General features: G+C 47.9%; 1 protein-coding gene. It reads left to right on the top strand.

What is annotated here, in order from left to right:
* Window positions 1-855: IS5 family transposase (locus R8N49_RS25690; protein WP_318190280.1), on the top strand; the 855-nt coding region annotated here is incomplete at its 5' end.
* Window positions 856-910: the final 55 nt, after the last annotated feature.

The raw sequence follows: 910 nt of genomic DNA, 5'->3' as shown, positions 1-910 counted from the left end.
TCTCTGACCTTTTGGATTGATGAGGAAGCGATAGCCGAGTGGAAGCAAAACAAACAAGGCAAGCGCGGCAGACCTCGCCAATTCAGCGACTTAGCCATTACTACTGCACTGATGGTGAAACGCATATTCTCTATGCCGTTGAGAGCACTGCAAGGATTTCTAGACTCGGTATTTAAGCTGGCTAACATCCCGCTAGTTTGTCCCCACTACACCTGTATAAGCCGTCGAGCTAAGGAAGTTGAGGTTTCATTTAAAACTAAAACCAGAGGTGCGATACAACACCTAGCCATTGATGCCACTGGCCTCAAGGTTTATGGCGAAGGCGAATGGAAGGTCAAGAAGCATGGTACTGACGGGAAGCGTAGGGTTTGGAGTAAGCTGCATATCGCAGTAGATACTAGCACCCACGAAATAGTCGCAGCAGAGCTGAGCTTATCTAACGTAACCGATGCCGAAGTACTTCCCAACTTGCTTAAGCAGACACGCCGTAAAATCATTGAGATATCAGGCGATGGTGCTTATGACACAAGGAATTGCCATGATGCCATACGGCTCAAGCGAGCTGTTCCGCTCATTCCGCCACGAGAAGGGGCAGCCTTCTGGGAACGAGGACATCCTCGCAACTTAGCAGTGGGTTGCCAGAAGCTCTACGGCTCTAACAAGAAATGGAAAAAGCGGTATGGTTATCATAAGCGCTCGCTCTCAGAGACAGCAATGTATCGGGTAAAACAGTTGTTAGGTGGGAAATTAAGCCTGAGGGACTACAACGCTCAAGTTGGTGAGACTTACGCTATGATCAAAGCGCTGAACAAGCTTACAGGGCTAGGTATGCCTGAAACTCAGTATGTTGTTTAAGAACTGAACAACATGGGGCTACCATGTCTTCTCATCGAATTAAGCAACAAAGCCT

It is taken from the genome of Vibrio sp. 1978, from assembly GCF_033344345.1.
This window is presented reverse-complemented; position numbering and strand designations above follow the sequence as displayed.